The 21,950-nt window shown below is 59.1% G+C and carries 28 protein-coding genes and 1 tRNA gene; 16 read left to right on the top strand and 13 right to left on the bottom strand.

What is annotated here, in order from left to right; translation table 11 throughout:
* Positions 1–43: 43 nt before the first annotated feature.
* Complete coding sequence (gene uvrB / locus ACA071_RS10225) at positions 44–2,059, bottom strand: excinuclease ABC subunit UvrB (protein ID WP_497644201.1); 2,016 nt, start codon at positions 2,057–2,059, stop codon at positions 44–46.
* Here uvrB and ACA071_RS10220 point away from each other — a divergent pair.
* The 3 genes from ACA071_RS10220 to ACA071_RS10210 all read left to right on the top strand — a co-directional run bounded on the left by ACA071_RS10220 (position 2,058) and on the right by ACA071_RS10210 (position 4,032).
* Positions 2,058–2,237, top strand: coding sequence for a hypothetical protein (locus ACA071_RS10220; protein ID WP_497644200.1), 180 nt, complete (start codon positions 2,058–2,060; stop codon positions 2,235–2,237). The genes uvrB and ACA071_RS10220 overlap by 2 nt on opposite strands.
* Before the next feature lie 161 nt (positions 2,238–2,398).
* Complete coding sequence (locus tag ACA071_RS10215) at positions 2,399–3,595, top strand: amino acid aminotransferase (RefSeq protein WP_497644199.1); 1,197 nt, start codon at positions 2,399–2,401, stop codon at positions 3,593–3,595.
* Positions 3,596–3,831: 236 nt separating this feature from the next.
* Positions 3,832–4,032, top strand: coding sequence for a hypothetical protein (locus ACA071_RS10210; protein ID WP_497644198.1), 201 nt, complete (start codon positions 3,832–3,834; stop codon positions 4,030–4,032).
* On the opposite strand, the gene ACA071_RS10205 is transcribed toward ACA071_RS10210, so the two are convergent.
* Positions 4,029–4,259, bottom strand: coding sequence for a hypothetical protein (locus tag ACA071_RS10205; protein ID WP_008007186.1), 231 nt, complete (start codon positions 4,257–4,259; stop codon positions 4,029–4,031). The genes ACA071_RS10210 and ACA071_RS10205 overlap by 4 nt on opposite strands.
* Before the next feature lie 227 nt (positions 4,260–4,486).
* Between ACA071_RS10205 and ACA071_RS10200 the strand changes: the two genes are divergently transcribed.
* A tRNA-Asn gene (locus ACA071_RS10200) sits at positions 4,487–4,562 on the top strand.
* Positions 4,563–4,737: 175 nt separating this feature from the next.
* Here the strand turns inward: ACA071_RS10200 and ACA071_RS10195 are convergent.
* Positions 4,738–6,255 carry a nucleobase:cation symporter-2 family protein gene (locus ACA071_RS10195; RefSeq protein WP_497644197.1) on the bottom strand — a complete coding sequence of 506 codons (1,518 nt, stop codon included), beginning with the start codon at positions 6,253–6,255 and terminating at the stop codon, positions 4,738–4,740.
* Positions 6,256–6,510: 255 nt separating this feature from the next.
* Here ACA071_RS10195 and ACA071_RS10190 point away from each other — a divergent pair, with 255 nt between their 5' ends.
* The 3 genes from ACA071_RS10190 to ACA071_RS10180 all read left to right on the top strand — a co-directional run bounded on the left by ACA071_RS10190 (position 6,511) and on the right by ACA071_RS10180 (position 7,661).
* Positions 6,511–6,792 (top strand): BrnT family toxin, encoded by a 282-nt coding sequence (locus tag ACA071_RS10190; RefSeq protein ID WP_497644196.1) that lies wholly within the window; start codon positions 6,511–6,513, stop codon positions 6,790–6,792.
* Positions 6,793–6,794: 2 nt separating this feature from the next.
* Entirely contained in the window at positions 6,795–7,136 is a 342-nt protein-coding gene (locus tag ACA071_RS10185; RefSeq protein WP_497644195.1) for a BrnA antitoxin family protein, read from the top strand.
* Between the two features lie 72 nt (positions 7,137–7,208).
* Positions 7,209–7,661, top strand: a complete 453-nt coding sequence (locus ACA071_RS10180) for a hypothetical protein (protein ID WP_497644194.1) — start codon at positions 7,209–7,211, stop codon at positions 7,659–7,661.
* A gap of 46 nt (positions 7,662–7,707) precedes the next feature.
* Here the strand turns inward: ACA071_RS10180 and ACA071_RS10175 are convergent, their stop codons facing one another.
* Together ACA071_RS10175 and xth are read right to left on the bottom strand one after the other, a co-directional pair.
* Positions 7,708–8,547: an arylamine N-acetyltransferase family protein gene (locus tag ACA071_RS10175; RefSeq protein ID WP_497644193.1), complete on the bottom strand. Its 840-nt coding sequence runs from the start codon at positions 8,545–8,547 to the stop codon at positions 7,708–7,710.
* 112 nt (positions 8,548–8,659) lie between these two features.
* Positions 8,660–9,454: an exodeoxyribonuclease III gene (gene xth / locus ACA071_RS10170; RefSeq protein ID WP_497644192.1), complete on the bottom strand. Its 795-nt coding sequence runs from the start codon at positions 9,452–9,454 to the stop codon at positions 8,660–8,662.
* Positions 9,455–9,584: 130 nt separating this feature from the next.
* Here xth and ACA071_RS10165 point away from each other — a divergent pair, with 130 nt between their 5' ends.
* The 4 genes from ACA071_RS10165 to ACA071_RS10150 all read left to right on the top strand — a co-directional run bounded on the left by ACA071_RS10165 (position 9,585) and on the right by ACA071_RS10150 (position 11,647).
* Positions 9,585–10,172 carry a GNAT family N-acetyltransferase gene (locus ACA071_RS10165; RefSeq protein ID WP_497644191.1) on the top strand — a complete coding sequence of 196 codons (588 nt, stop codon included), beginning with the start codon at positions 9,585–9,587 and terminating at the stop codon, positions 10,170–10,172.
* Between the two features lie 49 nt (positions 10,173–10,221).
* Positions 10,222–10,746 (top strand): GNAT family N-acetyltransferase, encoded by a 525-nt coding sequence (locus tag ACA071_RS10160; protein WP_497644190.1) that lies wholly within the window; start codon positions 10,222–10,224, stop codon positions 10,744–10,746.
* A 12-nt stretch (positions 10,747–10,758) separates the two neighbouring features.
* Entirely contained in the window at positions 10,759–11,238 is a 480-nt protein-coding gene (locus tag ACA071_RS10155) for an HIT family protein (protein ID WP_497644189.1), read from the top strand.
* A gap of 85 nt (positions 11,239–11,323) precedes the next feature.
* A complete protein-coding gene (locus ACA071_RS10150) occupies positions 11,324–11,647 on the top strand; it encodes a hypothetical protein (RefSeq protein WP_497644188.1) in 324 nt (107 codons plus the stop codon).
* Positions 11,648–11,706: 59 nt separating this feature from the next.
* Here ACA071_RS10150 and ACA071_RS10145 read toward each other — a convergent pair whose 3' ends face one another.
* Positions 11,707–13,275, bottom strand: coding sequence for a sensor domain-containing diguanylate cyclase (locus ACA071_RS10145; protein WP_497644187.1), 1,569 nt, complete (start codon positions 13,273–13,275; stop codon positions 11,707–11,709).
* A 156-nt stretch (positions 13,276–13,431) separates the two neighbouring features.
* Between ACA071_RS10145 and ACA071_RS10140 the strand changes: the two genes are divergently transcribed.
* A complete protein-coding gene (locus tag ACA071_RS10140) occupies positions 13,432–14,073 on the top strand; it encodes an HAD family hydrolase (protein ID WP_497644186.1) in 642 nt (213 codons plus the stop codon).
* 60 nt (positions 14,074–14,133) lie between these two features.
* Here the strand turns inward: ACA071_RS10140 and ACA071_RS10135 are convergent, their stop codons facing one another.
* Positions 14,134–14,901 (bottom strand): aldolase, encoded by a 768-nt coding sequence (locus ACA071_RS10135; protein ID WP_497644185.1) that lies wholly within the window; start codon positions 14,899–14,901, stop codon positions 14,134–14,136.
* 17 nt (positions 14,902–14,918) lie between these two features.
* A complete protein-coding gene (locus ACA071_RS10130; protein ID WP_497644184.1) occupies positions 14,919–15,623 on the bottom strand; it encodes a haloacid dehalogenase type II in 705 nt (234 codons plus the stop codon).
* A 108-nt stretch (positions 15,624–15,731) separates the two neighbouring features.
* Between ACA071_RS10130 and ACA071_RS10125 the strand changes: the two genes are divergently transcribed.
* Entirely contained in the window at positions 15,732–16,586 is an 855-nt protein-coding gene (locus ACA071_RS10125; protein ID WP_497644183.1) for a LysR family transcriptional regulator, read from the top strand.
* A gap of 5 nt (positions 16,587–16,591) precedes the next feature.
* Here ACA071_RS10125 and ACA071_RS10120 read toward each other — a convergent pair whose 3' ends face one another.
* Both ACA071_RS10120 and ACA071_RS10115 read right to left on the bottom strand, forming a co-directional pair.
* Positions 16,592–17,137 (bottom strand): hypothetical protein, encoded by a 546-nt coding sequence (locus ACA071_RS10120; RefSeq protein ID WP_497644182.1) that lies wholly within the window; start codon positions 17,135–17,137, stop codon positions 16,592–16,594.
* Between the two features lie 243 nt (positions 17,138–17,380).
* Positions 17,381–18,046, bottom strand: a complete 666-nt coding sequence (locus ACA071_RS10115) for a ribonuclease T2 (protein WP_497644181.1) — start codon at positions 18,044–18,046, stop codon at positions 17,381–17,383.
* A gap of 155 nt (positions 18,047–18,201) precedes the next feature.
* Between ACA071_RS10115 and ACA071_RS10110 the strand changes: the two genes are divergently transcribed.
* A complete protein-coding gene (locus ACA071_RS10110) occupies positions 18,202–18,684 on the top strand; it encodes a hypothetical protein (RefSeq protein WP_497644180.1) in 483 nt (160 codons plus the stop codon).
* A gap of 53 nt (positions 18,685–18,737) precedes the next feature.
* On the opposite strand, the gene ACA071_RS10105 is transcribed toward ACA071_RS10110, so the two are convergent.
* Complete coding sequence (locus ACA071_RS10105) at positions 18,738–19,046, bottom strand: cupredoxin domain-containing protein (RefSeq protein ID WP_497644179.1); 309 nt, start codon at positions 19,044–19,046, stop codon at positions 18,738–18,740.
* 14 nt (positions 19,047–19,060) lie between these two features.
* Positions 19,061–20,032, bottom strand: a complete 972-nt coding sequence (locus ACA071_RS10100; protein WP_497644178.1) for a metallophosphoesterase family protein — start codon at positions 20,030–20,032, stop codon at positions 19,061–19,063.
* 154 nt (positions 20,033–20,186) lie between these two features.
* Between ACA071_RS10100 and ACA071_RS10095 the strand changes: the two genes are divergently transcribed.
* Positions 20,187–20,699 (top strand): sigma-70 family RNA polymerase sigma factor, encoded by a 513-nt coding sequence (locus ACA071_RS10095; RefSeq protein ID WP_497644177.1) that lies wholly within the window; start codon positions 20,187–20,189, stop codon positions 20,697–20,699.
* Positions 20,692–21,435 carry an anti-sigma factor family protein gene (locus ACA071_RS10090; protein ID WP_497644176.1) on the top strand — a complete coding sequence of 248 codons (744 nt, stop codon included), beginning with the start codon at positions 20,692–20,694 and terminating at the stop codon, positions 21,433–21,435. Before ACA071_RS10095 ends, ACA071_RS10090 begins: the two co-directional genes overlap by 8 nt.
* Before the next feature lie 6 nt (positions 21,436–21,441).
* Here the strand turns inward: ACA071_RS10090 and ACA071_RS10085 are convergent, their stop codons facing one another.
* Positions 21,442–21,948 (bottom strand): P-loop nucleotide/nucleoside kinase family protein, encoded by a 507-nt coding sequence (locus tag ACA071_RS10085; RefSeq protein ID WP_497644175.1) that lies wholly within the window; start codon positions 21,946–21,948, stop codon positions 21,442–21,444.
* Positions 21,949–21,950 lie beyond the last annotated feature (2 nt).

Below are 21,950 nucleotides of genomic sequence, written 5' to 3'. Positions count from 1 at the left end.
CCGGGGCTGCATTCCCACGCAGAGCGTGGGAACGATCCTGAACTCAGACTGTGATCAACCGATCCCGCAACTTACCAATCTCATCACGCATCTGCGCCGCGGCTTCAAACTCCAGATCACGCGCCAACGCGTACATTTTCTCTTCCAAAGCTTTAATGCGCTTGGCGATCTCGCCCGGCGAACGCAATTCCGCTTCGTACTTGGCGCTTTCCTCGGCGGCCTTGGCCATGCCTTTGCGCTTCTTGCTGCGCGAGCCTGGTACGACGGCGCCTTCCATGATGTCGGCGACGTCCTTGAACACCCCTTTGGGCGTGATGCCATTAGCCAGGTTGAACGCGATCTGTTTGTCACGACGGCGCTCGGTTTCGCCAATCGCCCGCTCCATCGAGCCGGTAATCCGGTCGGCATACAGAATCGCCCGGCCATTGAGGTTGCGCGCCGCCCGGCCGATGGTCTGGATCAGCGAGCGCTCGGACCGCAGGAAACCTTCCTTGTCCGCATCGAGAATCGCCACCAGCGACACTTCCGGCATGTCCAGGCCTTCACGCAGCAGGTTGATCCCCACCAGCACATCGAAGGTACCGAGGCGCAAGTCGCGGATAATTTCGACCCGTTCCACGGTGTCGATGTCCGAGTGCAGATAGCGCACGCGTACGCCGTGATCGGCCAGGTAGTCGGTCAAGTCTTCGGACATGCGCTTGGTCAGCGTGGTGACCAGCACCCGCTCTTCCAGCGCCACGCGCTTGCCGATTTCCGAGAGCAGATCGTCGACCTGAGTCAGCGCCGGACGGATTTCGATTTGCGGGTCGACCAGGCCGGTCGGGCGCACCAGTTGCTCGACCACGCGACCGGCGTGTTCCGCCTCGTAGTTGCCCGGCGTGGCCGAGACAAAAATCGTCTGCGGGCTGATGTTTTCGAATTCGTCGAAACGCATCGGCCGGTTATCCAGCGCGGACGGCAGGCGGAAGCCGTATTCCACCAGTGTCTCTTTACGCGAGCGGTCGCCCTTATACATCGCGCCGACTTGCGGCACGCTGACGTGGGATTCGTCGATCACCAGCAAGGCGTCAGCCGGCAGGTAGTCGAACAAGGTTGGCGGCGCCTGACCGGACTCGCGGCCCGACAGGTAGCGCGAGTAGTTTTCGATGCCGTTGCAGTAACCCAGCTCGAGAATCATCTCCAGGTCGAATCGGGTGCGTTGTTCGAGGCGCTGCGCCTCCACCAATTTATTGTTGGTGCGCAGGTAGTCCAGGCGTTCCTGAAGCTCGACCTTGATGCCTTCGATGGCGCCGAGCAGGGTTTCCCGTGGCGTCACGTAGTGGCTTTTCGGATAGAAAGTAAAACGCGGCAACTGCCGGGTGACTTCGCCGGTCAATGGATCGAAGGCGGAAATCTTCTCGACTTCATCGTCGAACAGCTCGATGCGGATCGCTTCAAAATCGGATTCCGCCGGATGAATATCAATCACATCACCGCGCACGCGGAAGGTTGCCCGGGCAAAATCCATGTCGTTGCGGGTGTATTGCAGGTCAGCCAGGCGACGCAGCAACGCGCGCTGATCAAGCTTGTCGCCGCGATCCACGTGCAAGACCATTTTCAGATAAGTTTCCGGGCTGCCCAGACCGTAGATGCACGACACCGTGGTGACGATGATCGCGTCCTTGCGTTCCAGCAGCGCTTTGGTCGCCGAGAGTCGCATCTGCTCAATGTGATCGTTGATCGAGGCATCCTTCTCAATGAAGGTGTCCGACGACGGCACGTAGGCTTCGGGCTGGTAGTAGTCGTAGTAGGAAACGAAATATTCGACGGCGTTGTTCGGGAAGAATGCCTTGAACTCGCCGTACAACTGCGCGGCCAGGGTCTTGTTCGGCGCCAGCACCAGGGTTGGACGCTGCACCTGGGCGATCACGTTGGCGATGCTGAAGGTCTTGCCCGAGCCGGTCACACCGAGCAACGTCTGGTGCGCCAGCCCGGCTTCGATGCCCTCGACCATCAGGCGGATGGCTTCCGGCTGATCGCCGGCGGGCTCGAAGCGGGTGACTAGCTGGAATTCAGACATGAAATACCTCTGGATTCACCCCCGCGCGGTCAAACCGGACAGGAACGAGAAAGACCGCAAACGACCGACGTCGCCCGAGGAAAAAAACAAGATTGTGCTCAATGTGGAGCCGATTGCCTGCGCTTTCAAGGCAAACGTCCTACATCCCTCGAAGTCTTTGACGATGCCATTCGACTAACGGTCGAAAAATAATCGGAAAAACTTACGGTAAAAGCCGAATCGTCTGTCGCCATCGATCGCTGATGGCCTCTATACTAGCTCCCCGTTTGTGCACCGCTCTAGTGCATTCGGCTGGAGCGCGACACGTCCCTCCACACTCCATTCAGAGCCGCCGCAAAAATGAGCCTGTTCTCCGCTGTCGAAATGGCACCACGCGATCCAATCCTGGGCCTCAACGAAGCATTCAACGCCGATACCCGTACCAACAAGGTCAACCTGGGGGTCGGTGTTTACTGCAACGAGGAGGGGCGAATTCCACTCCTGCGCGCCGTTGTCGAAGCCGAGACGATTCGCGTCGCTCAACACGCTTCCCGTGGCTACTTGCCCATCGACGGTATTGCCGCCTACGACCAGGCCGTGCAAAAACTGCTGTTCGGCAATGACTCGCCACTGATCGCTTCCGGCCGCGTCCTCACGACCCAGGCTGTTGGCGGTACTGGCGCGCTGAAAATCGGTGCCGACTTCCTTAAGCAACTGCTGCCGAACGCCGTCGTGGCGATCAGCGACCCGAGCTGGGAAAACCATCGCGCGCTGTTCGAAACCGCCGGTTTCCCGGTGCAGAACTATCGCTACTACGACGCCGCGACCCACGATGTTAACCGCACCGGCCTGCTGGAAGACCTGAACGCCCTGCCGTCCGGTTCGATCGTTGTGCTGCACGCTTGCTGCCACAACCCGACCGGCGTGGACCTGAGCCAGGCCGATTGGAACAACGTCCTGGAAGTGATGAAAGCCAAAGGTCACGTACCGTTCCTCGACATGGCTTACCAGGGCTTTGGCGACGGCATCGACGAAGACGCCGCGGCTGTACGTCTGTTCGCGGAGTCGGGCCTGACCTTCTTCGTCTCCAGCTCGTTCTCCAAGTCGTTCTCGTTGTACGGCGAGCGCGTTGGTGCCCTGTCGATCGTCAGCGAATCGAAAGAAGAAAGTGCGCGCGTGCTGTCGCAAGTCAAACGCGTGATCCGCACCAACTACTCCAACCCGCCGACCCACGGTGCAAGCATCGTCGCCGCCGTGCTGAACAGCCCGGTCCTGCGCGCCCAGTGGGAAGAAGAACTGGCCGAAATGCGCCTGCGGATTCGCGGCATGCGCATCCAGATGGTTGAAGCATTGGCGAAGCAAGCGCCACAGCGCGACTTCAGCTTTGTCGGTCGTCAACGCGGCATGTTCTCTTACTCTGGCCTGACGGTTGAGCAAGTGACCCGTCTGCGCAGCGAGTTCGGCATCTACGCCCTGGACACCGGCCGTATCTGCGTGGCTGCACTGAACCAGAGCAACATCGATGCGGTGACCAAGGCCATCGTTGAGGTGATCTGAGTCTCGCGCTGTACGAAAAACGGGAAGCCTTTTGGCTTCCCGTTTTTTATTTGTCGCAGATAAGTGTCAAAGCGTTGTCCGCGCCCTCTAAACTCCACACAACGATGCACCTGTAGGAGCATGGCTTGCCTGCGAAGGCGACATCACAACGCTACAAGCTTCGCGGGCAAGTCGGATCGCCGCACCGCTCGCTCCTACAGATTATGCGTACACCCGAATTTCTGACGAGAGCCCACATGAAAAACGATGACCTACGCGCTGACCGTGACGAACTGGACCATTTCGTCCCTCGCACCCCGGCCAAACGCGGCAACAACCTCGTGCTGCAAGTGGCTGCCGGCGTGTTTCTCGGCGGCCTGGCCCTGTGGCTGGTGCAACTGGGCGCCACAGCGCTGTATGCCAAGTTGATGCTCGGCACCTTCACCTTCGGCGGTTAGGCCAGTTCGGTCGCGCGCTGACTGGCGGCGTCGTCATAAGCCACGTAAAGCGATTCGGCGACCTGGCTCTTGATTGCCTTGGTGCTTTCCAGGCCAAGGACAAAGCCTTCAGCCTTGCCACCGGCGCGGTTCAATTCGTCAGCGGTACTGGCCTGAGTGATGGCGTCGAACAGTTTCTCAGCGTGAGGACCGACACCCTTGGGCAGACTGATCTGGGCAATGCTCATGCGAACACCCCGTTGTTTTGCGATGTGAGTACTGGATGATTCATGGCGCTTACCTTTTCGGCGAATGGCCGGTAGCGCGTGTCACCACTTCCGGGCAGCTATGGTAGACCTCTGCTACGGTTCTGGTAACCGTCAATGAGCGTTAAAACACCGTTGGCGCCATAGAATCCGTCAAGTTAGCAATGGATGCTTGACTTCTCTTTTTGAATCAGTAACATACACGCCATTCCGCGATAGCTCAGTTGGTAGAGCAAGTGACTGTTAATCACTGGGTCCCTGGTTCGAGTCCAGGTCGTGGAGCCAGACAGAAGTACCGAAAAGCCCCTGAATCGAAAGATTCAGGGGCTTTTTTGTGGGCTGCCATAAAGTCAAAAAATCGCAGCCTTCGGCGGCTCCTACACAGGATTCGCGTTCACCTGTAGGAGCTACCGAGGGCTGCGATCTATTGATCTACAGCCCTTTTAACAAGTGGCTAACGTCAAACATGCTCCCCACTTTTCGAATGCACCACCCGCGGCTCTGCATGCCCATGCTCCGCCTCTACCACCGGGATCGCCTTCCCGTCGCAATCATGCAGCTTGCCTTCGCTGAAGTAATCGCCTTCACGCAACGCCGCGAGATCCTGGTAGCGCAGGACGCGCTCGGTGCCGGCCGCAAACACCGACTGTTGATCCGAGTTGCCGGTGGTGAAGTGGTTGAAGGTCAGGTTCAGCACGATGGCCATAATCGCTGACGAACTGATGCCTGAATGGAAAATCGTCGCGAACCAGCTCGGGAAGTGATCGTAGAAGTTCGGTGCGGCGATGGGGATCATGCCGAAGCCAATGGAAGTGGCGACGATGATCAGGTTGACGTTGTTGCGGTAGTCGACCTTGGACAGCGTACGAATGCCGCTGGCCGCCACGGTGCCAAACAGCACGATGCCGGCGCCACCCAGTACCGAGGTCGGTACTGCCGCAATCACCCGGCCCATGAATGGCAGCAAGCCAAGGACCACCAGGAACACACCACCGGTGGCGACCACGAAGCGGCTCTTGATGCCGGTCACCGCCACCAGCCCAACGTTCTGGGCGAAAGCACTTTGAGTGAAGGAGCCGAAGATCGGCGCGATCATGCTCGACAGCATGTCAGCGCGCAGGCCGTTGCCCAAGCGCTTGGAGTCGACCTTGGTACCGATGATTTCGCCGACGGCCAGGATGTCGGCGGAGGTTTCCACCAGGGTCACCATGATCACGATACACATCGACAGGATCGCGGCGAAGTGGAAGGTCGGCATGCCGAAGTGGAACGGTGTCGGGAAGCCGAACATCGGGCCTTGGGTAACGGACGAGAAGTCCGCCATGCCGAGGAATACCGCGATTACCGTGCCGATGACCATGGCCAGCAGGATCGACAAACGGGAGATGGTCGCACTACCGATTTTGCTCAGCAGCAATACCAACACCAGCGTCACCGCCGCCAGACCAATATTGGCCATGCTGCCGAAGTCCGGCGCATGGCTGTTGCCGCCCATGGCCCAACGTGCGGCCACTGGCATCAGCGTCAGGCCGATGGTGGTGATGACGATGCCCGTGACCAGCGGCGGGAAGAATTTGGTTATTCGAGAAAACACCGGGGTGATCAGCAAACCGATCAGCGACGCGGCAATCACCGCCCCGAGGATCGACTGAAAGCCACCCTCCCCACCGCTGCTGACAATCGCCACCATGGTCGCGACGCCGGAGAACGACACGCCCTGCACCAAGGGCAACTGGCAGCCGAAAAACGGTAAACCCAGGGTTTGCAGCAGCGTCGCCAAGCCCCCCGCAAACAATGAAGCAGCAATCAACAAACCGATGTCCGCCGGCGAGAGCCCGGCCGCCTGGCCGATGATCAAGGGTACCGCGACGATGCCGCCGTACATGGTCAGAACGTGTTGCAGGCCGTAAGCCATATTCGCGCCGATCCCGAGATTCTCATCTTCAGGCCGTTGGTGTGAAACATGGGGCGTTTTCATGGTTGGGGAGTTCCCTGGTTTTTGTTATGCGCACACTGTATGCAAGACTCAGGACAAATGTCTATAGAGTTGTATACAACTGGCCGGTCAGATTATGGACATCTGTTCATCCTGACCGTCGTACGACGCCTCCAATCGCTCTAAAACCTTGAAATACATCCATCCCGACCCTCCTCTCTTCTCCCGCTAATCTTTTTCCTTCATGGCGACCGCCGGCACGGAGGCCCTCTTTTATATACATATAAAGTATGCATAATGAAGCCATTCGAAATTCAATATGACAAAGCGAAAAACGCGGCCAATAAACTCAAGCATCGAGGCATAAGCCTTGCAGAAACCGAACCAGTGTTCGACGACGAGCGAGCCCTGACGCTGCAAGACCGCGATCACGATGAGCAGCGCTGGATTATCGTGGGGCAGGACGCCATAGGTCGTGTACTGGTGGTCGCCTACACCTGGCGCGATCCGAATTTCGTTCGAATCATTTCGGCGCGCGTTGCGACCAAAAACGAGCGTCGCCAATACAAGGAGGCATGACCATGAAAGACGAGTACGACTTCAGTAACGCCAAGCGCGGGGCGGTTGCCTCGAGCAAAGGCAAGACCCGCATTACCATCATGCTCGATGACGCCGTGATCGAGGCCGCTCGCTCGGTTGCGGAGAACGAGGGATTTGGTTATCAGACGGTGATCAACAACACCTTGCGACAGGCGTTACTCAACGATAAGGCGCAAGTCGCGAATGCCGATCAACAGGGCGGTGCCACGACAGGCCACCTCAAAAAAGGCGTGACCGCCACCGACCTGAAAAGCCTCGAGAAGAAGCTCGCAGACGCGCTTAGCGAAATCCGTCGGGTGATGGAACCGGGTGTTCGACCTTAGACAACAACGCCGTCGTCCTTCAGAGCGGCTGAACCACAGCCGAAGCGTCGAACAACTTGCAGAGCCATAGCCATGAAAGCGATTGAGCGATTCGCCCTGGTGCAGCATCACGGTCCCTATGAAAGCTGGCCGGCGAAAACCCCTGTCATCATCGATGGTTGTGTCTCTTCGTTGGCGATCTCCGGCTTCAATCTATTGCGTCAATACCAAACGATTGCCGGCTATCTGCTGGTGACCGACTTCGACTGCCCCTACGAAGAGGCCGTTTGTTTTGTACTGGTCAGCAAAGACCTGAAAACGGTGTTGAGCGAACGCACAGTCGGCCAAATGTACAGCTCGTTCTGGCTCGACGAGGTCGCCTGGCTGGACGACACACATTTCTACGCCACCATCGACGGCTTGGCCGAGTACCGGTTTTATTTCACCATTCGCCCCTATGGCATTCCATGGATCTATCCACGCCTGGGGCTTGCTTGCAGGCGCTTTAACGCCAAGAGTGGGCAATGGCGGCGTGATATTCGTTAAAACGAGAGAGCAGAAAGCGAACATGGGCAATAGAGTGGCCAGGCTTCTACCTGTCCTGTTCTTTGGGCTCAATCAAACGCTCGAGCATCTGCTTCAAGCGGGCACTCTCCGGCACCCGAATCCCGAATTCGCTTTCCAGCAGCCCGAGCAATTCATCGACATCCGTCACTTGGCGCCGTTCGCTCTCGCTACCGATCCGGTGGATCGCAAAACTGCCGTTGTTCAACGTCCGCCGCCACCCTTTCCCTGTACGCGCCACCATCAATTGCTTGGCGAACGACGATTCCGGATAGGTTGAGACGTACCAGTTGCCGACGGCGTAATCGATGTCTTCCTGGCGTTGCAGATCGAAGATGTACATCGCCCGCCACTCATCGCCGACCTTCGCGCGAAGGGTGTAGCCGTCTTCGTGCTGTTCAATGCGATAAGCCTCGTGAGGCGTGGGCTGTTCGGCGCGGGTATCGAGCATCAACGGCGCGGTGGGCACCATGCCACCGAAACCGACATCGCTGATGTAGCGCACGCCGTCCAGGGTCACCAGGCTCAGGCGGTGGGTACGCGCCGTCCACGCGCCTTCCGGCTGGCCCATCACCACCCGACCGCTGATGCCGCGAGCGTCAAAACCCAGCGCCTGAAGCAGGGCCAGGAAGCTATTGTTCAGTTCATAGCAGTAGCCACCGCGGCCCTGATGCAGGATTTTGTCCTCCACGGACGGCACGTCGATGAGTACCGGTTCGCCCGATAACGTCGTGAGATTCTCGAACGGGAAAGTGCCGGTGTGGCGCAGTTGAAGTTGACGCAGGGTTTCCAGGGTGGGAGCCGGGGGAGCGCTGAAACCCAAGCGTTGCAGATACAGTTCCAGATTCGTCAGGCGAGGCTCACTCATTGCTCAATCCTTATGCACGGGGCCGCAGGTCACTGCGCCGATGGGCGCCATATATAAGGGATAAACCGGTTTGACCGACAATTGATTTAGCCAATCGCCACCCCACACAGAATCAACGCCGCTTGCGCGTCCCCAGCCGAATCCACGTCGGCGCATGGTCGCTGGCATGGGGCTCGTTGCGCACCCAGGCATCGACGCCGGCCTCTTGCAGATACGGACTCAGCGCCGGGTTCAGCAGCAGATGATCGATACGCAACCCGGAATTTTTCTGCCAGTGCTGTCGGAAATAATCCCAGAACGTGTAAAGGCGATCTTCCGGGTAAAGATGTCGCAGGGAATCGGTCCAGCCCTGCTCCAGCAGTCGCTGATAACACTCACGACTCTCGGGTTGCAGCAACGCATCCTTGAGCCAGGAGCGCGGGTTGTAGATGTCCAGGTCGGTGGGCACCACGTTGTAGTCGCCGGCCAGCACCACCGGATGGTCACTGGCCTGAAGGGCTTGCGCGTAGTGGATCAGCCGCTCGAACCACGCCAGTTTGTACTCGAACTTCGGCCCCGGTTGCGGGTTGCCGTTGGGCAGGTACAGACACCCCACCAGAACCCCGTGCACCGCCGCTTCCAGATAGCGGCTCTGGGTGTCGGTGTCGTCGCCGGGCAAACCGCGACGACTTTCCAGCGGTTGCGCATCCCGGGCCAGGATCGCGACGCCGTTCCACGAGGACTGGCCCTGCCAGATCGCGCCATAGCCGACAGCCTCAAGCTCCGCGGCCGGGAACGCACTGTCGAGGGACTTGAGCTCTTGCAGGCAGACGATGTCCGGCTGCTCTCGCGCCAGCCAGGCCAGCAGGTTCGGCAGTCGGGCCCGCAGGCCGTTGACATTGAACGTCGCGATTCGCAAAGGCTTCATCGGTCAGGGCTCCTGGTGAAGAGGTGTCCAGATTGTGACACCAGCCGGTTCTGGTGGTTGCGCCAGCAAAGCAATGTGCGGCGTAATAGGCGCCCAATGCCCGGCCTGATTTACCGAGAATATCGACGTCATGGACACCCCCCTCGAAGGCAACAGAATCATCCTGCGCCCCCTTCAATACGCCGATGCCGATGCGCTGGTGAAAGCGGCCGAAGACGGCGAACTGTGGAACCTGACCGTCACGGTGGTGCCCTCCTCGACCACCGTCGACAGTTACCTGAAAAGAGCCCTCGACGGCCGCGATGCCGGTAGCGTCCTGCCGTTCGTTATCGCGCTCAAGGAGACGGGCAAGGTCATCGGCTCGACCCGGTTCTGGAAAGTCGACCGGTTCAACCGCAAGCTGGAAATCGGCAGCAGCTGGATCAGCGCCAGCTGGCAGAAAACTTTCGTCAACACTGAAGCCAAATACCTGATGCTGCGCCATGCCTTCGAAGCGCTCGATTGCGTGCGGGTGCAATTCACCACTGACGAAAACAACCAGACATCACGCAACGCGATCCTCAGGCTGGGCGCGCTGCAGGAAGGCATCGTGCGCCACGAACGGATCATGCCGGACGGGCGCAAGCGCAACTCGGTGCGGTTCAGCATCATTGATGATGAGTGGCCACAGGTTCGGCAGCATTTGGAAAAGAAACTGGCGCAGTACCCGCCTCGCTGACGCCACGTTCACACATTGAATCGTCACAAACGAAAAGGAAGTCGTCCCCATGCCACTTCACTACCGCCTCGGCCAACCCGCCGACGCCTTGTGCATCAGCGGCCTCGCCACTCAGGTGTTTCTCGACACCTACGCCACCGACGGCATGCGTGCCGACCTCGCACAAGAAGCCCTCACGGTCTATACGCCTGCACGTTTCGAAACGCGCCTGAATGATCCGGCGACTCGATTCGTGCTGGCCGAACGCGATGGCCATCTCCTGGGTTTCGCCGAGATCGTCGCCCACGCGAAGGGGCCGATGCCTGGGTTATCGGCCGGAGCGGAACTGGTTCGCCTGTACGTGCAACGCCATGCGCACCGACAAGGGATCGGGCAAGCGTTGCTCCAGCAAGCCGAAGCGCTGACCCGGGAGGCCGGGCAGCCCTTCCTGTGGTTATCAGCCTGGGTTGAAAACCATCGCACCCGGGGGTTCTACCAGGCTCAAGGCTATGAAGAAGTGGGCATCACTCACTACGAATTCGGCGGCAATGCCTATGAGAATCGGCTGTTACAGAAACCACTCATGCAGGGCTGAAGAGGTGCACGAATGAACATCCCGCAACCCTTCATCATTCACGAAACCGAACATTGGCGGCTCAACCATCGCCTCAACTCGGCGTTGCCGGGTTACCTGATGGTTGGCGCCCGCTCCAACGTCAACGCGCTCCACGAACTGCCCGACAGCGCACTGGCCGAACTCGGTCCGCTGCTGGCCACAACCCAGCGCATCGTTGAAACACTGTTCAAACCCAAACGCCTGTACATCGGCCGTTACGGCCATGAACCCGGGCACTCCATCCATTTTCACATCATTCCAATCTACGACTGGGTCGAAGACCTGTTCTGGCGGGATGAACGCTATCGGCTGCTCGAAACCTACTCTTCCACCACTCCCGAAAGCCTGACCGATGGTGCCGAGCTGACACTGTTTGTCTGGCGCGAGTTCTGTGAACGGCCCGATCCGCCACCGGCACCCGGCATGACAGTCGACCAGGCGATCAGCCGCTTGCGTGAAGCGTTCATCTGAAACCAACCATTCGTCATCCAACCGGCACCAACCGCGCCGCCCCTGAGACCAATATCAGGTAACGACTCAACTCAGGAGACGTACCATGATCACGACAAAAATCACCTCGCTGCTGCTGGCCGGCTTGTTGTGCACCGCATCGATGGCCAGCTATGCCGCCAACGATGCACCTGATGCCACTGGCACCAAGACCGGCGGCGTCAGCGGTTCGACGCTACCGCCCAACAGCACGCCCGGCGCGCCATCAGGCGCAAACAGTTCGGGCAGTAATGGCAGTGGTTCCGGCTCATCGAGCACAGGCTCGGGCGTCAATGGCAGCAATGGCGGAACCAGTGGTTCTGGCGCGGGCGGTGGCACCGGTGCGGCCGGTGGCGGCACGGGCGGAGCCGGCGGTGGGACGGGCAGCTGAACGCGTAAAGGCAGCTTCTGATTTCGATGCCCGGAATCAGGGCCTGCCTGTTCAGATGATCAACGATCCGAACGCAGCAAGGCTTCCACACCACCTTCCATGGACAGCACCGCCGAACGGTTTCGCCCCGAGTGCTTGGCTTGATACAAAGCGGCGTCGGCGCGCTGGATAAACACTTCCATGTTGTCCCGTCCGGTGGGCACAAACGAATAGCAGCCCAGGCTGACCGTCACGTAACCGGTGGGCGAGCCGCTGTGGGTGATGTTTTTGTCCATGACGCTGCGGCGGATTTGCTCGGCAATCACCATCGCGCCGTGAATATCGGTGTCTGGCAATAACGCCGCAAACTCTTCACCGCCATAGCGCACTGCCAGATCGGCCTTGCGATGGCAGCAACTTTTCAGCGCGCGCGCCACTTCGGCCAGGCAATGATCCCCCGCCACATGGCCGTAAGTGTCGTTGTAGCGCTTGAAGAAATCGATGTCGAGCATCACCAGACTCAGCGGGCTCGCTTGCCGGGCACCACGGCCGAACTCGATGTCCAACGCCCGCTCGAACAGGCGCCGGTTGGCCAGGCCGGTCAGGCTGTCGTGGGTCGCGATCAGCTCCAGCGCTTCCTGGGCCGCACGTAGATCGGCTTCGATCCGCCCACCATCGCGAACCTGATGAATGAACACCCAGCCGAACAGCCCCACGCCCAGCACCACCAAGGCCACAATGACGCTGGATTGAAACGCCGTGGCGTACCAGTCCTTGAGAATCGCATCTTTCGAGGAAGCGGCCGACACCACCAACGGATATGCCTCCAGCTGCCGGTAGCCATACAAGCGAACCGTGTTGTCGACCACCGAGTTGATCATCGCGTTGCCCGCGTTGGCGTTGGGCAAGTGCTTCTGGAAAATCGCGCCCTGGGCCACCGACGTGCCGATCTGGGATTCGATAAACGGCCGCCGCGCCAACAGCGTGCCGTCAGTGAGCGCCAGAAACATTGCCCCCTGATCATCGATGCTGAAGCTTTTGAAGAACTGATCGAAGTACGCCATTTTGATGCCGGCCAGCAACACGCCCTGGAAATTGCCGTTCTTGTCATTGACCCGCTTGGACACCGGAATGATCCACTCGCCGTTCTCGCGACTGCGAATAGCCGGACCAATGTGCGCCAGGGACGAGACGTTCTGTTGGTGGAACTTGAAGTACTCGCGATCCGCCACGCCCGAGCCCCGAGGCAGGTCCGAGAACGAGGTAATAACCCACTGCCCCTGCTGGTCGAACAGGAAAATCCCGTGCAATTGATGCAGTGCCTGGACCCGACTGGCGAAGGTTTTCTGCAGGCGCGGCACCTGGGCGGCGTCATAGCCATCCGCCTGAATCCAGTCTGCCAGGCTGGTCAGCACCAGATCGGCCTTCATGAACGTATCTTCGGCCTGCTGCGCCATGGCCCGAGTGAGGTTCGACGACGCGACCTCGGCCAGTGCCAGGTCGTGGCGCCGCGATTGCTCCAGTTGCAGATACAGCAAACCACACAGGCACAGGCACACCGCCGCGATGAAAAACGCCGAAGCCTTGAGCAGAGGCAAGCGTTTCAGTGCGCCGGGAGCGTGATGCGAGTCGTGAATGGGGATAGGCAAAGGTGCTTCCTGGAGGGCACGGCGTGGGCAAAGGCCCAAAGTCCTTATTTTTTGTGAGCTTAGTCTATGGGGTTGTCCGGGGCCAATGAGAAAACCCTCTCTGCTAGGATGAAAGGCTTCAGCACTTGCCCCGAAAGTCTATCCACGGAGGAAAACATGAGTACTCAGTCCCACCCGGTCACTTTCAATACCGCCGTTTTCGATCTCGGCAATGTACTTATCCGCTGGAACCCCAGAAACCTTTACAAAAAGTTGTTCGGTGACGATGTAGAGGCGATGGAAACCTTCTTGGCAGAGGTCTGCCACACCGCCTGGAACGAACAACAGGACAGGGGCCGGACCTGGCAGGAAGCGATCGAAGAAGCCATCGCCCGACATCCGAGCCAGGAAGCGCTGATCCGCGCCTACCACGAACGCTGGGAAGAAACGCTCGACGGTGCCATCGAAGACACCGTAACCATCCTTGATGAACTGCATGCCAACGGCATCCGCCTGCTGGCGCTGACCAACTGGTCCGCCGAAACTTTCCCGATTGCCCTTGAGCGCTTTGAATTCCTGCAGCGCTTCGAAGGGATTCTGGTGTCGGGCGTCGAGGGCGTGATCAAGCCATCGCCGGAAATCTTCCAGTTGCTTGCCTCACGCTATGACGTAGATATGAGTCGTGCGGTGTTCATTGATGATCACCAGCCGAATATTGAAGGGGCGCAGCGGGTGGGGCTTCACGGGATTCAGTTTTTTAATGCGGCGCAGTTGCGTGAGGATCTGGTGGCGTTGGGGTTGCCGGTTCAAGCAGGCTGAAATGGCGGAGACCTCATCGCCAACTCGCTCGCGATGAGGTCCCCACAGCACTACAAAAACTCACCCCGCCAACCGCCGCATCGCACTCTGCAAATGCGCCCGGGCACTTTCGGCATCCCCCAAACGCATCTGCTCATACGCCCGCTGGGCAATTTCATGAGGGACCGGCTTGAGCTCGCGCTGGGTCGCCATCGCCAGCAACTGCACCTGGGCGGCACGCTCCAGGTAATACAAATCGTCCCAGGCCTCGGCGATGGTTGGCCCACAAACGATCACCCCGTGGTTCTTCAGAAACAGGATATCGGCAGCGCCCATCACACTGGCGATCCGGTCGCCTTCGGATTCATCCAGGGCCAAGCCGTTGTAGTCCTCATCCACCGCCGTGCGACCGTAAAACTTCAATGCCGTCTGCCCCAGCCACAGCAGCGGCGGGCCTTGCAGCAAACACAACGCAGTGGCGTTCGGCATATGGGTGTGAAATGCCACTTTCACTCGCGGCAGCTGTTTATGCAGACGGGCATGGATGTAGAACGCGGTCGCCTCCGGCTGCCCGTTACCCGCTACGACATTGCCGTGGAAATCGCAGACCAGCAGATTGTCAGCGTTGACCTCGGCAAACGCATACCCGTAAGGGTTCACAAAAAACAGATCATCGCGCCCCGGCACCATGGCCGAAAAGTGGTTACAGATGCCCTCCTCCAAACGGTGCAGTGCCGCCAGTTGGAAGCACGCAGCCAATTGCGTGCGGGCGATGATGGCGGCCTCCGAATCCAGGTTCAGATCGGCATAACGCGCCGGACGGGAACTGCCTGCAAGGGTGTGTGCCATAACGACGACTCCGTGTGTTACCAGCCAAGGGAGGTGAACAAGGGAACGACCTGATCCAGGGTGCTCAGGATGGCGTCCGGCCGATAGTCCGGCAGCAATTGCCGACCGGTGCCGCGGTCGATCCACACGCAGCGAAACTGCATGTCCCGCGCAGCAGTGTGGTCCAGCATCGGACTGGCGCAAATATGCACCACCTGATCGCGCCGCACGCCCAGCTGTTCATGAGCGTAGTCAAACAACCGCGGATTCGGCTTGTAGGCGCCGGCCTGTTGCGCGGTGATGACCCGATCGATATGCCCGCCGAGTTGCGCGACGTTACCGGCGATGATGTCGTCATCGGTGTTGGACACGATGCACAGTTTGAAGCCCATGGCCTTGAGCCGCGCCAAGGTCTCGACCACCTCGGGAAACGGCGACATCCGTGGAATCGCCCCGGCCAGGCGCTGACTGTCTTCGGGCAGACTCGCCAGCCCCAACTCTTCCAGGGCCCGTTGCAAGCCGAGGGTGCTCAATTGGCGAAACGAACGGTGCGGCGGGGTCTGCTCCAGTTGATGTTCATGCCGGTCGTACACCGCGATCAGGCGATCGACGTCGATCGAGTGCTCGCCCTTGTCCTGCAAGATTTCGGTGGCCACGGCTTTCAAGCCTTCATCCCACTGAATCAGCGTGCCGTAGCAATCGAAGGTCAGCCATTCGGGGCGCGGGGTGTGCTGGAGCGTCATGAGCTTATCCTCGGAGTTGAGAGCTTCAGCTTAAGAGCGCTTAGTGATAGTGTGAAATTAAATCTATACCGCCATCTCAGTTGAAAATCGAATATCAAGGAGACCGCCATGCTCGATCTTGAATTGCTCAAGAGCTTCGTCTGTGTGGTCGACGAAGGCAGCTTCACCCGCGCCGCCGAACGCGTACACCGGACCCAGTCCACCGTCAGCCAGCAACTGCGCAAACTCGAAGAGTTGATCGGCCATCCGCTGCTAATCCGTGACCGCACCGGGCAAAACGTCACGGTCACTGAACATGGTGAACGGTTGATCGGCTATGCCCGACGCTTGCTGGCGCTGTCCTCGGAGGCGGTGCAGGCCCTGGCCAACGATGTCGATCTGGAGATCCTGCGCCTCGGTGTGCCGGAAGACTTCGACGCCCGGCGCATGGCCGTGCTCCTCGCCGGGTTCAGCCAGGCCCGACCGCACGCCCGACTGGAAACCATCAGCGGCATGAGCCTGGACCTCAAGCACAAGCTTGATGCCGGTGACATCGACATCGCCCTGATCAAACGCGAACCGGACAGCGGACCGTGCTGGGCGGCCTGGCCGGAAGTGCTGGTGTGGGTGAAAGGTGCGGGAATGGATTCGGCCAATGGGGTCTTGCCGTTGGCGTTGTTTCCCCAAGGCTGTATTTATCGCCAGCGAGCCACCCGTTTGCTCGACGTGGCCCAACGGCCATGGCGAGTGGCGTTCGGCAGCCACAGCTTGACCGGGATTCAGGCGGCGGTGGCTTCGGGTTTGGGGGTTTCCGTGCTGCCAGCGTCGGCGGTGCTGCCCGAGCACACGGTGTGTACCGATTTGCCCGAGTTGCCGCCGTCGGAGTTGGCGCTGGTGAGTCGCGAGGGCACGTTGACCGGGTTGCAACGGGCGTTGGTGGAGTTTTTGCGGGGGGCGTTGAGTGAGGAGGTGCGGGAGAAATAGCCTGGTCAGTTGGCCTGGGGGTTATTGACTTCGCGAAGCAGGTCGGCGACCGGGAGGTTCATTGTGTTTGAGTAGTAGGGTTTGTAACCGTAGGCCGTCATAACGACCTTGCAGGGGATACTCTGTTTATTCGAAAGAATCCTATTGAGTTCCGATACAGACAAATTGTCACTCGAACTGCCATTAATTGAGGTTTTCTTCAAAAAGGTGCGTGTGACATAGCGATATCCCTGACTCTTTTGCTTGTCTGTATCCGTATAGATCAACCCATACGCCGAAAGCTGTTGAACGTGTTCTACGGAAAAGTCCTGATCATCGTCCAACGCACACTGAAGATTGGCCGATGCGACGCCCTCCTTTTCACCTCGGCCAAAGAGATCCAAAACATCAATATCCGAAGTGTAGTGAATATCATAGAGAGGCAAATTCCCCTCGCGCATGACCGATAGATAATCCAAGTTTGCCGGGGGCTTGGTGTGATCTTTTGCACAGGCAGAACAGAGGACAACCGAGAGCAAAAGGATGACGCGGGCGACGGGTTTTGCGCTCATGAACAAGCTCCTTGCAGGCTTTTCTGACAATCCATTGAACAAGCGCGCAAGAATGCGGGATAGGGCGAAGAACTTCCAATACCCAGTTCGAAAACAGGGACCTTCGAAGGATTGAACCACCGCAATCCTGTGGGAGTGAGCTTGCTCGCGATGGCGGTCTTACATCCAACATCAATGTTGACTGGTCTGGCCTCATCGCGAGCAAACTCGCTCCCACAGGTCCTGCGTTTTAACGGACCGATTTCAGCGCGACGGCGGAACCCGGATATCCCCCGCCCGACACTGGGTCTTCACGCCTTTCCCACACGCGCCAAACTCCAGGTCTTTGCCCATGCACACCCGCACTTCCGACAACTCGGGGCCACTGCAGAGTACTGCGATGCCGTCCGCCGGGATGCCGGGATTGCTCTCGCGAAACAGGTCGGCAATTTTCTGCGCCGGGAAGTAATGCGTACTGCTGAAAGGTTGCAGTTGCTCGGGGATCTTCAAGGCCCCCACAGCCTTGTCCGCCGCGTCCAGGTAACCCGTCGCGCCGAGGCCGCTGCACGTACCGTGCTTGGCCCATTCGTGCTCAAGCAACTTCGGCGTCGGGAACAACGTCAGGCCTTGCTTTTGCTCGGAGGGTGACAACGCCACCATCGGCGGGCACGACTCCGGCCAGCCGCCCTGGGCGTATTGCGGCCAGAGGCCGTGGAGCACGAAGCCGTAGCCTTTGCCGGAACATTGCATGTCGTCTTTGTGGGTCAGGCAGAACGTCGGTGACCAGGACAGCGTCAGCAGGTAGTAATCGAATACCCCCGCCACCGACTCGACCGGGGCTTTGCCTTGGTGTGATTGTCGAGCGCTGCTCAGGCCGATGTTGCCGAACGTTATCGCCAGGATTGCGATGACTGCGTAAAGCTTTTTCATTTACCCACTCCTTGGGAATGATGGATGTAGTCCTTGGCCGACGATCGGCCAAGGGGTGTTTTGTCATGCCGGTGTTTCAATCGCATGACGCAGGGCAAAACGTGCATTACCTTGAAGGGGTTACGATCACACTTACATCACGACAGGGAATCGACATGAGTAAGGCAGACGAGCTCGCCGCAAAACTGAGAGAAACCCGACAAGCCGCTGACGCGACCACCGGCACCGATCAGGCGATCGACGCCTGGCCGGGCCAGGTTTATGCAATGTATCACCAGATCGAAGCCTGGCTAGCGCCGCTGCTCGAGGCCGGCCTGAGCATCCGCCGCAACCCGACCCATATTTTCGAGCGCCACCCTGAAGGTGCAACCTACGCCTATTCCATCGACCAATTGCTGATCGAAGGCAACCACCACAACATCACCTTCGTGCCGATCGTGCGCTTCACCGCTGACGGTGAGGGCCGGGTCGAAATTCACCTCAAAGGCAAAGAGATTCCGCTGCTGCGAACCGTCAGCGAACACGGCGAAACGCAGTGGTGGCTGCAGTCGATCGAGCAATCCGGGCAACAGACTGATGCAGTGGCGTTGACTGAGGTTAATTTGTTGTCAGTGGTGCAGGAAGGACTGGACCTCTAAATCCGCGGTGCGAGCGGGCTTGCTCGCTCGCACCGGCTTCAGCGCCAAGCCTTTCACTGGCTGACCACAATCTTCCCGATCATCTGCGGATGCAGAGCGCAGAAATACTCGAACTCCCCCGGCGTGTTGAACACGTAGGAAAAGCTGTCATTGGTATCCAGCGCGCCCGAGCGAAACGCCTTGTGGGTTTCCGCCACGGTGTGCGGGATCTGATCATCGTTCACCCACGTCACTTTGGTGCCCACGGCCACGGTCAAATCCTTGGGGCCGAACATGAACTCCTTGATGTCGATTTTCACCTCCTGCGCCCACACCGGCATCGACAGTAGCAGGCAAATCACGGGTAGTAGTCGCGTTTTCATCTGAGTGCCCTCCCCTAAACCAGTGTTGAATCAATCAGCGCCAGCGGATGCTCGCCCTGTGTCGCGCGCACATCGGTGATTCCCAGGTAATTGCGCAGTTGATCGGCGGCCACCGTCATCGGTCCGGGTGCCGGCGCCGTCCCTGGTGCAGGTTGTGGATAAGCCGTACCACGGGCGGTGTGGAAGGTGATGTTGCCTTCGACCTTCTGGATCACCTGATGGATATGCCCGTTCAGCACCGTCACCGAACCGTACTTGCGCAGCATCGCAATCGCCTGGTCGCCATCCTCGGTGCCCCAGCCCCACGGCTGATAAATTGTCCACAACGGAATATGGGTAAACACCACGATCGGTGTGCTGGTGCTCACGGCGCGCAAGTCATCGGCCAGCCAGGCCAGTTGATCGGCGCCGAGGTTCGCTTCACGACCGGCCTGGAAGTTGAAGACGTTCACCAGCGCAATGAAATGCACGCCGTGATCATCGAAGCTGTACCAGCCATTGCCCTTGGTGCCCTTGCCGTAGCGCTCCAAGTAGAGTTTGCCGCCGCCCTCGTCGAGGGTGTCGTGCTCGCCCGGTACATAGTGAACCGTGGACGGCAGGCCCTTGAGCAGTTGTGCGGCGGTGTCGAACTCCTCGGCTTTGGACAGGTGGGTGATGTCGCCGGTGTGCAGGATCAGCGACGGCCGTTTCGGCAGCGCGATGACCTTGTCGATCGCCACCTGCAACGTCTTCAGCGGTTCCGGGTTGGCTTCCTTGTTGAAGCCGATGTGTGAGTCGCTGATCTGCACAAAGTGGAACGTGCTCGCAGCCAGCGCTTTGGGGTCGGAAACGTTGCCGCCCTCATCCAGCGCAAAGGCCCGGGGAATGCCTCCGCTCAAAGCCCAGATCACGCCGGCCCCGGCCCATGCGGAACACTTGAGCAGCGTCCGGCGGTCGGGGTTCAGCGGGCCGTCGGTGCGCCGTTCGTATTTTGAATGAATGTCCATCGGTATGCCCTCGCTGGCGGACTACAGTGATGTAGCTGACACGAGGTACAACCGGGTAGGACAGGTCTTTATTCCACATCGAAAAATATGTTTTTTCCCGGGAATAAAACCCGGCGCGTGAGAGTTATAGGGGTGGGACGGTGCGGGAACCACTATGAAGCGATTTGAGGAGCTGTTTGCGCCCCACATGGACGCGGCCTACAACCTCGCGCGCTGGCTCACCGGCAACGACAGCGCCGCACGTGACGTCGTGCAGGAAAGCGCCCTGCGTGCTTTCAGGTTTTTGCACCGTTTCGCCGACGGCAACCCCAAGGCCTGGTTCCTGACCATCGTGCGTAACGAAAGCTACACCTGGCTCAAGGCTTCGGCCGGCCAGCACTGGGTCACCATCGGCGATGAGCTTCCCGAAGACGACGCCGCGCTGAGTCACAGCCAAACTCCGGAACTGCTGGCCATCCATACGGAAAACGCGGTGCTGATCCAGCAAGCCCTGTGCGCCCTGCCGCCGATTTTTCGCGAGGTAATTATTCTGAAGGAGCTCGAAGACATGCCTTACAAGGACATCGCCCTGGTGGCCGACATCCCCATCGGCACTGTCATGTCGAGACTGGCCCGCGCCCGTGCCATGCTCAAACTCGAACTATTGAAGTTGCACGATCATGAATGAACTCGACTGCACGGTTTGCCAGACGCTGATTCATGGTTTTCTGGACAAGGAACTTGATCCGGTAATGACGGCGAATATGGCCGGGCATCTGACCGGATGTGCTGAGTGCGCGCGGTGGCTTGAGGAAGCGCGGTTACTGACGGTCAGCGTGAAGCAACATGCGCCGTATTACCTGGCGCCGGCGTCGTTGACTACCAGCGTGTTTGCCCCTGTTGCGGCCCGGACCAGCGTCATCGAACGCTGGAAAAAATGGTTCGCGCCTGCGTTTTCAGCGGCCGCTCTGACCTTGGCCATGGTGCTTTATGTGGCAGCGCCTGGCAGTGAACAGCCGTTGATGGATGAGGCTGTGTCGAGCCATGTCCGTTCGTTGATGGGCGAACATTTGAACGATGTGGTTTCGTCCGACCGCCACACCGTAAAGCCCTGGTTCACCGGCAAACTCGACTTCTCGCCGCCGGTGTTCGATTACTCGGCGCAGGGGTTTCCGTTGTTGGGTGGACGACTGGATTATCTGCAACATCAGACTGCGGCGGCGCTGAGCTATGGGCGGGCTAAACACATTATCAACGTCTTTATCCTGCCGACGAACGAGACGGACAAACCGCCGAAAACCGAGTCGATTCGCGGCTTCAACGTGGTGTCCTGGCAAGAGAATCACATGCGGTTTGTGATGGTTTCCGATGTGGAGAAAGGTGAGCTTGAAGCGCTCAGCCGGCTGCTCAAGAATGGCGCCTGAGCGGGTTTAACGAAAATCGCTCAATGATTCAATGATCCCGGCTACGGCCTCATCGACGGACATCAATGCGGTGTCGATACCAAACGGCTCGCGGTCCCACGGTTCATAGTCATGATCCAGCACCGATTGCCAATCGGGCGCTTTCAGGCCAGGAACATCGATCTGGCGCGTCTCTACCCGCCGCCGATGTTCCTCCCGGTCAGAGCAGGTCACTTCGATATCGATCAACGATGATCGCGCCCGACTGGCCGTCTCACGCCAGGCGTCGCGACTTTCCTGCACGGGGTTAACACAATCGACAACGACAATATTTCCCATGCTGAGGTTGGTCAGGGCCAGCGCGTTGCCAACCAGATAGCCGCTGCGGCCAACGTCCTTCGCGAGTACGTCGGCGTCTCTAATCGCTTGCTCGATCGAATCGATCCGCAGATACAGCGCGCCCAGTTCGGTTACCAGGCGTTTGGCGATGGTTGATTTGCCGGTGCCCGGGAGCCCGCTGAAGACAATGAGCATCG

Source organism: Pseudomonas sp. LBUM1646, assembly GCF_059716165.1.
This window is presented reverse-complemented; position numbering and strand designations above follow the sequence as displayed.